The organism is Duganella fentianensis (genome assembly GCF_964031615.1).
GTDB classification, from domain to species: Bacteria; Pseudomonadota; Gammaproteobacteria; order Burkholderiales; family Burkholderiaceae_D; genus Rugamonas; species Rugamonas fentianensis_A.
The window spans coordinates 516190-528519 of sequence record NZ_CAXIQN010000020.1; the positions used below are offsets into that span (position 1 = coordinate 516190).

At 61.2% G+C, this 12330-nt stretch carries 11 protein-coding genes and 1 pseudogene; 6 read left to right on the plus strand and 6 right to left on the minus strand.

Features of this window, described 5'->3' with window-relative positions; all coding sequences use genetic code 11:
* Positions 1 to 7: 7 nt before the first annotated feature.
* The 4 genes from cydB to ABNT42_RS16760 form a co-directional block, all read right to left on the minus strand.
* The gene (gene cydB / locus ABNT42_RS16745; protein WP_348698841.1) at positions 8 to 1144 is read right to left on the minus strand and encodes a cytochrome d ubiquinol oxidase subunit II; all 1137 of its coding nucleotides are present in this window, start codon (positions 1142 to 1144) and stop codon (positions 8 to 10) included.
* The gene (locus ABNT42_RS16750) at positions 1137 to 2708 is read right to left on the minus strand and encodes a cytochrome ubiquinol oxidase subunit I (protein WP_348698842.1); all 1572 of its coding nucleotides are present in this window, start codon (positions 2706 to 2708) and stop codon (positions 1137 to 1139) included. The genes cydB and ABNT42_RS16750 overlap by 8 nt, the downstream gene beginning before the upstream one ends.
* Complete coding sequence (gene cydP / locus ABNT42_RS16755) at positions 2705 to 2881, minus strand: cytochrome oxidase putative small subunit CydP (protein ID WP_348698844.1); 177 nt, start codon at positions 2879 to 2881, stop codon at positions 2705 to 2707. Before cydP ends, ABNT42_RS16750 begins: the two co-directional genes overlap by 4 nt.
* Positions 2882 to 3032: 151 nt before the next feature.
* Positions 3033 to 4358 carry a sigma 54-interacting transcriptional regulator gene (locus tag ABNT42_RS16760; RefSeq protein ID WP_348698845.1) on the minus strand — a complete coding sequence of 442 codons (1326 nt, stop codon included), beginning with the start codon at positions 4356 to 4358 and terminating at the stop codon, positions 3033 to 3035.
* Positions 4359 to 4599: 241 nt separating this feature from the next.
* Here ABNT42_RS16760 and ABNT42_RS16765 point away from each other — a divergent pair, with 241 nt between their 5' ends.
* From ABNT42_RS16765 to ABNT42_RS16780, 4 genes are read left to right on the plus strand one after another with little or no spacing between them, the layout of a single operon-like run.
* The gene (locus ABNT42_RS16765) at positions 4600 to 5481 is read left to right on the plus strand and encodes an MBL fold metallo-hydrolase (protein WP_348698847.1); all 882 of its coding nucleotides are present in this window, start codon (positions 4600 to 4602) and stop codon (positions 5479 to 5481) included.
* A gap of 21 nt (positions 5482 to 5502) precedes the next feature.
* Positions 5503 to 7173, plus strand: a complete 1671-nt coding sequence (locus tag ABNT42_RS16770) for a TIGR01244 family sulfur transferase (RefSeq protein WP_348698849.1) — start codon at positions 5503 to 5505, stop codon at positions 7171 to 7173.
* Between the two features lie 25 nt (positions 7174 to 7198).
* Complete coding sequence (locus ABNT42_RS16775; RefSeq protein WP_348698850.1) at positions 7199 to 8089, plus strand: sulfite exporter TauE/SafE family protein; 891 nt, start codon at positions 7199 to 7201, stop codon at positions 8087 to 8089.
* Positions 8090 to 8136: 47 nt separating this feature from the next.
* Complete coding sequence (locus tag ABNT42_RS16780) at positions 8137 to 8769, plus strand: class I SAM-dependent methyltransferase (protein ID WP_348698852.1); 633 nt, start codon at positions 8137 to 8139, stop codon at positions 8767 to 8769.
* 24 nt (positions 8770 to 8793) lie between these two features.
* On the opposite strand, the gene ABNT42_RS16785 is transcribed toward ABNT42_RS16780, so the two are convergent.
* Positions 8794 to 9204 (minus strand): hypothetical protein, encoded by a 411-nt coding sequence (locus tag ABNT42_RS16785; protein ID WP_348698854.1) that lies wholly within the window; start codon positions 9202 to 9204, stop codon positions 8794 to 8796.
* Between the two features lie 65 nt (positions 9205 to 9269).
* Here ABNT42_RS16785 and ABNT42_RS16790 point away from each other — a divergent pair, with 65 nt between their 5' ends.
* Both ABNT42_RS16790 and ABNT42_RS16795 read left to right on the plus strand, forming a co-directional pair.
* On the plus strand, positions 9270 to 11009 hold the full coding sequence (locus ABNT42_RS16790; RefSeq protein WP_348698856.1) for a S41 family peptidase: 1740 nt from the start codon (positions 9270 to 9272) through the stop codon (positions 11007 to 11009).
* Between the two features lie 102 nt (positions 11010 to 11111).
* Positions 11112 to 11870 carry a transporter substrate-binding domain-containing protein gene (locus tag ABNT42_RS16795; protein WP_348698857.1) on the plus strand — a complete coding sequence of 253 codons (759 nt, stop codon included), beginning with the start codon at positions 11112 to 11114 and terminating at the stop codon, positions 11868 to 11870.
* A 247-nt stretch (positions 11871 to 12117) separates the two neighbouring features.
* Here ABNT42_RS16795 and ABNT42_RS16800 read toward each other — a convergent pair.
* Positions 12118 to 12330 (minus strand): annotated as a pseudogene (locus ABNT42_RS16800) (hypothetical protein); the annotation flags it as partial.

Genomic DNA, 12330 nt, shown 5'->3' on the forward strand with positions numbered 1-12330 from the left:
GGCCGCCTTAGTAAGCGCTGTGCTGGTTGGCCTCGATATGCGCCGTGGTGACTTTGCCGCGCATCACCCGATAGGCCCACGAGGTGTACAGAATCACCAGCGGCATGAAAATCAGTGCTGCCCAGAACATGATGGCCAGACTCAGATGGCTGGACACGCTATCCCACACGGTCAGGCTGGCCGCCGGCAGCGACGACGAGGGCATCACGAACGGGAACATGGAAGCACCCGCCGTCCCGATCACGCCCACCAGCGCCAGCGAAGACAGCACAAAGGCGGCCAGCGTATGACGCTTCAGCAGCAACAGCGCGGCCAGAACGGCACCACCCAGCCCCATAGCAGGCAGCAGCCACAGCAAAGGCTCGCGCGCATAATTGGCCATCCACGCGCCCTGCTCGCGCACTACAGTCTTGCCCAGCACATCTGGCAAAGCAGCGGGATCGATCGCGGACGTGATGCGGTAGCCGGGTATGGTCTGTAACCACACTCCGGCCGCGATAAAGCTCAAACACAGCAGCACGGCCGCCACCACCGCAGCACGGATGGCGCGGACCTGCAGTTCGCCTTCCGTGCGGTGCGCCAGATAGGTACCACCCTGCAGCGTCAGCATGGCACTGCTGACCACACCGGCCAGCAAGGCAAACGGATTGAGCAACTGCCAGAAACTGCCCGTGTAGGTCGACACCAGATACTGGTCAAAGTGGAACGGCACACCCTGCAGCAGATTGCCGAAAGCGATGCCGAACACTAGTGGCGGCACCGTGCCGCCCACGAACAGGCCCCAGTCCCACACGCTGCGCCACAGCGGATGGTGGATCTTGCTGCGGTAGTCAAAGCCGACGGGACGGAAGAACAACGCCCACAGCACCAGCATCATGGCCCAGTAGAAGCCACTGAAAGCGGTGGCATACACCACCGGCCAGGCTGCGAACAGCGCACCGCCACCCGTGATGAACCACACCTGATTGCCGTCCCAGTGGGGGCCGACGGTGTTGATCACCACGCGCCGTTCCACATCGCTGCGGCCCACATAAGGCAGCAAGGTGCCGACGCCCATATCATGACCGTCCATGATGGCGAACCCGATCAGCAGGACGCCAACCAGCAGCCACCAGATCATTTTCAATGTGCCGTAATCAAGCATGCTGCAGCTCCTTCAAAGTCAGGTCATAGTCGTAGCGGCCAGTACCAAGACTGCCGGGCCCCTGACGGGCAAACTTCACCATCAGGTAGATTTCCACGATCAGCAGCACGGTGTAGAAGGCCACGAAGCCCGTCAGCGAGCCATACAGATTCTGCACACTGAGGGTGGAGACACTCATGTGGGTAGGCAGCACGCCGTAGATGGTCCACGGCTGACGACCGTATTCGGCAACAAACCAGCCCAGCTCGCAGGCCAGCCACGGTGCGGGCAGCATCCACAGCGCCCAGCGCAGCAGCCAGCGCGACTGGCCGCACACCAGCTTGAGCGTGCTCCAGAAGGCCAGCGCGAACAGCAGCAACATCGCCATGCCCAGCCCCACCATCACACGGAAGGCCCAGAACATCGGCGTGACGCGCGGCACCGTATCGTTGACGGCACGCTCGATCATGGCAGGCGTGGCTTGCTGCACATCGGCTACGTACTTCTTCAGCAGCAATCCGAAGCCCAGATCGCTCTTGTATTCATTGAAGCGGGCCAGTGCTGCTGCATCGTCGCGCTGACGGCGCAGCGCTTCCAGCGCCATGACAGCCTGTATGCCGCGCACGATACGGGCACGGTTCTTGGCCTTGATGTCATGGATGCCCGGTATCTGCTTGCTGACGGAACGGGTGCCAATCAGCCCCATCACCCATGGCAGTTCGACTTCCCAGTCGTTGCGGGCTTGCGCTTCATTGATGCCGGCCACCAGCGTCAGACCGGCCGGTGCCGGCTTGGTTTCCCACATGGCTTCCATCGCCGCCAGCTTGGTTTCCTGCGCTTCGCCCACGGTATAACCCGATTCGTCACCCAGCACAATTACGCTCAGCGCCGAGGCCAGACCGAAGGCAGCGGCGACGCGGAAGCTGCGCTTGGCAAACTCCACATCGCGTCCGCGCAGCAGATACCAGCTCGACACGGACAGCACGAACATCGCGCCCGTGACATAGCCAGCCGACACCGTGTGCACGAACTTGGCCTGCGCCACAGGGTTGAACAGCACCGCCCAGAAGTCCACCATTTCCATGCGCATGGTGACGAAGCTGAATTCTGCGCCGACGGGATTCTGCATCCAGCCATTCGCCACCAGTATCCACAGTGCCGACAGATTGGTGCCGATCGCCATCAGCAGGGTCACCAGCAGGTGGTGCTCCTTGCGCAGCCGTTCCCAGCCGAAGAAGAACAGCCCTATCATGGTCGATTCGAGGAAGAAGGCCATCAACCCTTCGATTGCCAGCGGCGCGCCGAAGATGTCGCCCACGTAGTGCGAGTAATAGGCCCAGTTGGTGCCGAACTGGAATTCCAGCGTGATGCCGGTAGTGACGCCGAGCGCGAAGTTAATCCCGAACAGCTTGCCCCAAAAGCGCGTCATGTCTTTCCAGATGACTTTACCCGTCATCACATACACGCTTTCCATAATCACCAGCAGCCATACCATGCCAACGGTGAGAGGGACGAATAGAAAATGGTACATGGCTGTGGCGGCGAACTGTAGCCGCGACAGATCCACTAATTGGTCTGAAATCACTGTTTTTCTCCTGTAGTCCCGAGCGGCCCGCCCAGATGCCGGGCAACGGCCGTGGTGTCGACCTCGACACGCGCATCTCGCACAAAGGCCCACCATAGCCCCGTCAGCAACACCAGCTTGACAAGCACGGCGATGATCAGGTGGCGTAACAGGCGTTTATCGGGAAGTCTCATGCCCACTGTTTCGCACAATCCGTGCCAGTGGTAACAGGAAGATAAATATGATGCAGATCAAGTACTTAGCCGGAACTGACAGACTGCCATAGGCTGCCATTCGCTGCCATGGCAGTGTCTTACTGACAGAATGACAGTCTGGCAGCCGCTGTCAGTCCAGCCCCAGTTCCTTCAGTTTGCGGTACAGCGTACGTTCGCTCAGACCCAGTGTAGCGGCCAGTTGCTTGCGCGTGCCACCAAAGCTGGCATGCAGTTCGGCCAGCGTGCTACCGCTAGCCTGCACGCTGATCCGGTTAGCTCCGGGACGCGCCGCACCCAGCGCGGGCAGATGCTCGGCACGAATCACGCCGTCATCGGCAAACAGGCTGGCGCGCTCTAACACATTGCGCAGCTCGCGCACATTGCCATGCCATGCGCCCCGCTGCAGCACGGCCATGGCGCTATCGGCCACGCTCAGCTTGCGTTTGGCATAGCTGCTGCGCTGCAGGATGGAATTGACCAGCAGAGGAATGTCGTCACTACGTTCGCGCAGCGGCGGCAGCACGATAGGAAACACATTGATGCGGTAGTACAGATCCTGCCGGAACTCACCCTTTTCCACCATGGTTTCTAGCGGCTTGTGGGTGGCGGCCACCAGCCGGAAATTGGCATACTGAGTTTCTACGCTGCCCACGCGGCGATAAGTGCCCGATTCGATCAGACGCAGCAGCTTGACCTGCATCGCCAGCGGCACGTCACCTATCTCGTCGAGGAACAGCGTTCCGCCCTGCGCGGTTTCCACCAGCCCCGCCTTGCGCGCAATCGCGCCCGTGAACGCACCCTTTTCGTGGCCGAACAGTTCGCTTTCGAACAGGGTTTCCGTCAGACCGGAACAATCCACCACCACGAACGGCCCCGCTTCGCGCTCGCTGTTCTCGTGTACGGCGCGGGCAAACAGTTCCTTGCCCGTACCGGACTCGCCTAGCAGTAGCACCGGCAGCATGGAGGGCGCCACCCGCCGCATCGCGGCCAAAGCCTGATTGAATGGTGCCGAACGTCCCACCAGCCCTTCTCCGCTAGGTTTGGCGGAAGCGCTGCGCACCACTTCCAGCCGCTCGACATACGCCGTAATGCTGCCGGCCGCATCGAAGATGGGACGCAATTCCACCGCCACATGTTCGGGGCCCCGTGGCGTGTGATGGATGTGCAGGATGCGGTCCGGTCCGCGCAATTCCTGCGCCCGCTTCATGGGACAGTGTTCGCCCGCCTGATCGCAAGGCAGATCGTAGTGGTGGGAAATCCGGTAGCACTTGTGGCCGACGATGGCCTGATCACCATGGCCGAACTGCCGCTGGTAGGCGATATTGGCGGCCAGAATATTGTATTCCGGATCCAGCACAATCATGGGATGAGCCTCGTGTTCGAGGAAGGAAATCAGCGTCTGCACGGCGGGACGCGACGGCAGCGCAGGCAGCAAAGGGATGGGGGTGGTGGGCATGGTCTCTCCAGTTCAGTTTGTCATGCTGCCGCAGCACTGCCATGGCGTCAAGTGGCAGTGCCAGATTCTGCCAAAACACTGCCAAAGCGGGCACTGCCACGCCGCGCGGGCTGGCGCAGCATTTATTTTTCCCATTCAAATCAGTGACTTGCAATTTAAAAATGCGCTAGATCAAATCTGGCACGGCATTTGCTGAAAGAAAGCCTGAAAGCGCCACAGTGAGCGCCACGAGGAGAGAATAATGACCGTTACCCCATTACATGTCGAAGGCTTTTTCGACGCCGCCACCAGCACCGTGAGCTATCTGGTGCTCGACCCTGCTACCCGCGCCTGCGCCCTGATCGACAGCGTACTCGATTACGATCCCAAGTCCGGCCGCACCAGCACTGCCTCGGCCGATCAGCTGATTGCCCGCGTGGCCGAACTGGGCGCCAGCGTCGAATGGATACTTGAAACCCACGTCCATGCCGACCACCTGACCGCCGCGCCCTATCTGAAAGATAAACTGGGCGGCAAGATCGGTATCGGCCAGCACATCACCACCGTGCAGCGCGTGTTTGGCGGTCTGTTCAACGCCGAGCCGGAGATGGCGCGCGATGGTAGCCAGTTCGACCACCTGTTCAGCGACAACGAAGCCTTCCACATCGGCACTCTAAGCTGCCGCGCGCTGCACACGCCCGGCCATACGCCAGCCTGCATGACCTATCAGGTCAGCAACGACAGCCAGAGCGCGGCCTTCGTGGGCGACACCCTTTTCATGCCGGATTTCGGCACGGCCCGCTGCGATTTCCCCGGCGGCGATGCGCGCACCCTGTTCCGCTCCATCAACCGCGTACTCAGCCTGCCCGAAGACACCGTGCTCTACATGTGCCACGACTACCAGCCGGGCGGGCGCGAGCTGCGCTATGTGAGCACGGTCGGCGAAGAGCGCCAGTCCAACATCCACGTGCGCAACGGCATCAGCGAAGAGGAATTCGTCGCCATGCGCTCCCAGCGTGATGCCACGCTGGACATGCCGGTGCTGCTGCTGCCATCGGTGCAGATCAATATGCGCGCCGGCCACCTGCCGCCAGCCGAAGCCAATGGCACGCGCTACATCAAGATTCCGCTCAACGCTGTCTAAAACCATAACGAGGAGACCTCCATGGAATTTCATACTCTGAGCGCCGAATTATCCGTATCGGCCCAGATCCAGCCTGAAGATCTGGCCCGGATCCGCGCCGCCGGCTTCCAGTCGATTATCTGCAACCGGCCCGATGGCGAAGCGGGCGACCAGCCGCTATATGCGGAAATCGAACGGGCCGCGCAGGCGCTGGGCCTGCGCACCTACTATCTGCCGGCCGTATCGGGCAAGGTGACGGACGAACAGGGACTGCTGTTCGGTCAGGTGATGGCCGAACTGCCCAAGCCCGTACTGGCCTACTGCCGCACCGGCATGCGCTCCACCACCATGTGGGCGCTGGCCGAAGCGCGCCACAAATCGCTGCCGGAAATCGTCGCCGTAGCACAGCAGGCAGGCTACGACATGAAAGGCGTGGTCCGCCGCATCATCAATCAGGGCCGCACCCCGCTCGACGATGTGGAAGTGGCGCACGCGGTGGTCATCGTCGGCGGCGGCGCGGCCGGCATCGCCACCGCCTCCAGCCTGCTGGCACGCGATCCGGAGCTGGACATCGCCATCATCGACCCGGCCGATGTGCATTACTACCAGCCCGGCTGGACGCTGGTGGGCGGCGGCGTGTTCGATGCAGCCACCACGGCGCACACCATGGCCGCAACCATTCCGCGCGGCGTCAACTGGATCAAGGCTGCCGTGGCCGCCTTTGAACCGGAACGCAATGCGCTGATTCTGGACGGCTGCCGCGTGGTCAAATACCAGCAGCTGGTGGTGTGCCCCGGTCTGAAGCTGGACTGGCATGCCATCGATGGCCTGTCCGAAACACTGGGACGCAACGGCGTCACCTCCAACTACCTCTACCATCTGGCACCCTATACTTGGAAACTGGTGAACGAACTGGGCACGGGGCGCGCCATCTTCACCCAGCCACCCATGCCCATCAAGTGTGCCGGTGCACCGCAGAAGGCCATGTATCTATCGGCCGACCAATGGAAGCGCAGCGGCGTGCTGGATAAGATCAGCATCGAATTCTGCAGCGCCGGTGCGGCCCTGTTCGGTGTAGCCGACTACGTGCCAGCGCTGATGGAATATGTGCAGGCCTACGGCATCGACCTGAACTTCGGTAACACGCTGGTACGCGTCAACGGCCCTGCCAAAATTGCCACCTTCCGCCGCACTGGCGCCGATGGTAAAGAAGAGCTGATCGAGCGCCCGTTCGACCTGCTGCACGTCGTGCCGCCGCAGGTAGCGCCGGACTTCATCCGGGTCAGCCCGCTGGCCGATGCAGCAGGTTGGGTCAACGTCGATCAGGCCACGCTGCGCCACAAGAGCTGGCCGAATATCTATGCACTGGGCGATGTCGCCAACACGCCCAACGCCAAAACGGCCGCCGCAGCACGCAAACAGGCGCCCGTGGTGGCGCACAACCTGCTGGCCGGCATGGGCAAAGTCAGCGGCAACGCCCAGTACGACGGCTACGGTTCCTGCCCGCTGACGGTGGAACGGGGCAAAATCGTGCTGGCCGAATTCACGTACGGCGGCAAACTGGCGCCCAGCTTCCCGCGCTGGCTGCTGGATGGCACCCGTCCGTCGCGACTGGCATGGCTGCTGAAAGAACGCATCCTGCCGCCGCTGTACTGGAAAGGCATGCTGAAAGGCCGCGAGTGGCTGGCCAAGCCGGAACTGGCCGACCAATGATGCAGCCATCGAAGGAGCAAACGCCATGCTGACAGTCAGTCTGCTGGGCTTCACGGTTGGCATCATACTGGCGCTTACGGGCGCCGGCGGCGGCATTCTGGCGGTGCCACTGCTGGTGTTCGGTGCAGGTCTGAGCATGGCGCAGGCAGGCCCTATCGGTCTGCTGGCCGTGGCACTGGCGGCAGCACTGGGTGCCGTCATGGGACTGAAACAGGGTACGGTACGCTACAAGGCTGCCTTGCTGATCGCCGGCGCCGGCATTCTGTGTTCGCCGCTGGGGCTGTGGCTGGCGCAACGCACGCCTAACCGGCCCCTGAGCATGCTGTTTGCGCTGGTACTGGCGTATGTGGCGTGGCGCGTCTACCAGCGCGCAACTGCGGCCAGCAACGCGCAGGATGCCGGTACAACGGCTGCCAACGCAGGGCACGCGCCTGGCGCGACTAGAACTGACAGCGGCACTGGTAGCGGCAAAAGTCGGGGCAAACCCGCCGACGATGCCACACCAGCTCCACCCTGCCGGCTGGACATACAGCGCGGCAAGCTGAACTGGACAGCCCCCTGCGCGCGCGCGCTGGCGATGTCCGGACTGCTGGCGGGTGGCCTGTCTGGCCTGCTCGGCGTCGGCGGCGGCTTCGTCATGGTACCGGCGCTGCAACGCTATACGGATCTGAACACCCAGTCCATCCTGTCGACCTCGCTGGCGGTGATTGCACTGGTGTCGTTTTCCGGCGTGGCTGCTAGCGCCGCTAGCGGCCACCTGCAATGGGCTATCGCACTGCCATTTTCCGCTGGTGCGCTGGTCGGCATGACCAGCGGCCGCCTGCTGGCAGCAAGGCTGGCTGGCCCCGTGCTGCAGCAAGCTTTCGCGCTGGTGTCGGCAGCCGTAGCCGTGGCATTATTCGTGCGGGCACTATAACAACCGCGGCGCCCCACCACACCAACCTTGATGCAGCAGGAGATCGTATGAGCCAACCAGCCGAACCCGCACAGCCAGCGGCCGTGTGGGATGCCCGCTACGCCGGAAGCGACTATCTGTTCGGCACAGCGCCCAACCAGTTCCTGCAGCAGCACGCCAGCATATGGAGGGCCGGCGACCGCATTCTGTGCGTGGCAGATGGCGAGGGACGCAACAGCGTCTGGCTGGCGCAACAGGGCATGCAGGTAGAAGCTTTTGACATCTCGGCCGTGGGTGTCGAAAAAGCCCGCCAACTGGCCAGCCGACACGGCGTTTCCGTGCACTACGACGTGAACGATTGCGACAACTGGCACTGGCCGGTAGCCCACTATGACGGCATCGCCGCCATCTTCATCCAGTTTGCCGAACCGGCCTTACGGGCGCGCATGTTCGAAAGGATGCGACGCAGCCTCAAGCCCGGTGGCATCCTGATCCTGCAAGGCTACACGCCCAAGCAGCTCGAATACAAAACCGGCGGCCCGCCCCAGCTGGACCAGCTCTACACGCGCGAACTGCTGACGGACGCCTTTGCAGGCATGGAGCTGCTCGAACTGCGCGAATATGAGGCAGAGCTGGGTGAAGGCAGCCGCCACATCGGCCGTTCCGCCCTGATCGGACTGGTAGCGCGCCAGCCCCGCTAAATTCCGCCTCTCCCGCCCGCGCCGTCAACGCGGAGCCTGTTGCGGCGCCTTGGGCAACTGATCCAGTGCCATGCCGGTCACCTGGCGCCAGCCCGCCGGCAGCAATTGATACTCTAGCGTCCGTTGAGAGTGGCCCACTCCGCCATATTCCACCACCAGCTGGATACACTGCTCGCTCAGCTTGCCGCTGACCAGACGCCGCATCGGAACCGGCTCGCCCACAATCACGCAGCCGGGATTGAACTTTCCGCCGATATCGGCAATGCCGCCGCTCCCCGTCCTGGAACGCCCCAGCATCTGCTGCACGGCAGCCGGCAATTCATCAAGCGTCGTGACTGGCGCGCTGCCTTCCCCCACGCACTTTAGCGGCTCCGCCCAGCACTGGGAAAAAGCCATCAGCAGCACAATAGCAAAGCCGCGGTTGTAGCAATTCATCAACAGCTACCTCAACACAAAAGATTCCGTCCATTATAATTGCTTTTTTAATAAAAGAGACATCCATGCGTCCTCGCCTCGCTACCGCCTGCATCCTGACTCTGATGAGTTCGCTTGCCACTGCCGCAGTCGGCATTCCTGTTGAACGGGGCGAAGCCCAGCGCCAGCATATGCAAAGCAAGCGCCATGCAGCACAGGCCAGTATCAGCGCCGCTGCGACCCCGGCGCAACTGCGTGCGGCTGCTAGCCGTTTTGAAGGCCTGATCGCAGAGCTTGACCAGCCTGCCATGCGCGACCTAGCCAATGGCAACACGTTTCTGCGCGCCGAGCGTCTCAACAACCTGATTCCGCTGGCCGAAGTTTACCTGCGACTGGGCGACAAGGAGCACGCCCTCAGTACGCTGGAACAGAGCCAGCAGACGCACTGGCTGCCGACCGGATTCGAGCAGAATCCCGCCTTCGCCGCACTGGCTAGTGAACCCCAGTTTATGGCCATTAATGCCAAGGCCAGACTGGCCCGGCAACTGTTCGATGTGCCAGCACTGGCCACTAACTATCGGGAGGCGCTCAGCGTGGAAGAACGCATTGCCGGCCTGTCGCTGTTCTGGCATGAAGCGCGCCAGAGTTTTGCCCATTTCGACCATGTGCCGGCGCTGGACTGGGACAAGGTCTACCTTGAATACATCGGCAAGGTAATGGCCGCTAACACCACGCGCGAATATTACGATGTAATGATGCAACTGGCGCCGCTGCTGCAAGACGGGCATACCAACATCTACCCGCCGGATGAACTGATCGGCAAGTTCTATGCACGCCCACCCATCCAGACCATGCTGGTGGAAGACAAGGTGATCGTCACCGAAGTGGGCAGCCCCTCGCTGGATGCGCTGCTGAAAGTGGGCGACGAAATCCTCAGCATCGACGGCATCGCCGTGAACACCTATGCGCAGCAACGTGTTGCGCCCTACGCCAGCAGTTCCACTGCGCAGGACAAGCTTGTGCGGGTCTACAACTACCAGCTGCTGGCCGGCGATGAGGCCGTACCGGTGCAACTGAGCGTAGCCGGCGCCGATGGCAAAGTCCGCAGTGTCACGCTGGCACGCAGCGGCTATACCGATCGACGCCATCCACCCGCATTCGAGTTCAAAATGCTGCCGGGCGGCGTAGCCTATATCGCGCTGGACCACTTTGAAAGCGATGCCGGACCCAAAGCCTTCAAGCAGGCACTGCCGCAGATCATGCAAGCCAAAGCGCTGATCATTGATGTGCGCAAGAATGGCGGCGGCTCCACCGAATACGGCACGGCCATCATCCGCCATCTGAGCAACCAGCCCATCAATGGTGCAACATCCTATGCCCGCATCTACAATCCCGTGCAGCGCGCTCACCATGGCAATGTAGTGGAGTGGCAGCGCCTCGATAGCGCTGACGATCAGCCGGCACGCCACGAGAAAATCTTCAGCGGACCGGTAGTGGTGCTGGCCGGCCCGCAAAGTTTCTCCGCAGCTGAAGATTTTCTGGTCGAATTCGCCCAGTTAAAACGCGGCCCCATTATCGGCGAAGCATCCGCAGGTAGCACAGGCCAGCCGCTGCATTTCGCCCTGCCCGGCGGCGGTGCAGCACGCATCTGCGTCAAGCGTGACACCTTCCGCGACGGCCGCCTGTTTGTCGGCCTCGGGGTGCAGCCGACCATCGAAGTGCGCCCTACTCTGCAGAGCGTGCGTAGCGGGCAGGACCCCGTGCTACAGGAAGCACTGCGGGTGCTGAAGGAACCATCTGGCACCCGCGCAGCTCATACTCGCTAGCAGGCGGAGCATAAACAACAGCTGCTTCCGATTTTGCACCAGCAGTGGTATCGTCCAGATATCATTCTGACATCTAACCTTTTCATGGAAGGTTGCATTCAAATGCTGGTGCGATTACTGCTACTGGTCTGGACGCTAGGCATGCTGTGCCTGCCTGCCCGTGCCGCGCAAAGAGAACTCACACTGGTGAGTTTCGACAACCCACCGTTCGTGGAAGAAGGTGCGCCGCAGCAGCCTGCCCGTGGCATGGCAGTCGAGATTGTGGTCGAAGCGTTCAAGCGCATGAAGGTTCCGGTGCGCATCGTTTTCTATCCGCTGGCACGCGGACTGGCCATGCTGGAATCGGGACAGGTAGATGGCATCTTCACCATCAAGAAAAATCCGGAACGGGAAGACCGCTTTCGCTTCCCCGTGCGACCGCTACTGACGCAGGAATATGTAATTTTTGTGCGGAAAAATTCCCCCTCTGGTTTCGATGGCGATATCACCTCGCTGCAAAACATCTCGCTGGGCATCCTGAACCGGGCCTATTACGGGCCAGTGTTCGAAGCTGCCATGCAGGCAGGGCTGTTCAAAAAACTCGATGTCGCCAACAGTCACAAGGGTAATTTCCAGAAATTGCTCGCCAACCGCATCGATGCCGTTATCTGCAGCCGCGTGGTTGGCCTGGCATTGCTCAGGCAACTCAACGCCGAGCAGAAAGTGGTGATCAGCGGTCCGGTACTGGACACGGCCCCCAGTTACCTGATGTTCAATCGTCTATCTGTCACTGGGGAACTGGTGCGCCAGTTCGATCAGACACTGGCAGCGATGTATGACGATGGTACGCTAGCGTCGATCAGCAAGAAATATCTGGAATGATGGCTACTACGGTGGGGATGTTTTGGAGGCGAGGATGGGAGTCGAACCCATCTACACCACTTTGCAGGCCGTGTGCGTCCAACAGAATCAATAACTTAACGGCCCACCGCAATTTCTACCGCTTTGGACCGATATTTTGCGCATTTTCGCCCCCTCTCAATTCATCAAAACACAACAAAGTCTAGCGCGTTGGAGTAATTGAGAGGCGCGGAAAAACCACACCTGGGGTCCGCTAACGCCTGCGGTTTCAATTGGTCGCCGCAACGCACTGCGCAAATCGCTGTGCAGGCGTGTAGTAGTTCAATGTTTTTCTGGGCCTCTCATTGAGCAATCTTGCGACCTCATCCAATTTTTCTTGCGAGTATGTTCGTTTGCTGGCAGGATTGACCCGGTCTAATTGACCCTCCTTCCAGGTCCTCGCGAACGCCGCAACCCTGTCATAAGATCCCTCGAACCCCAA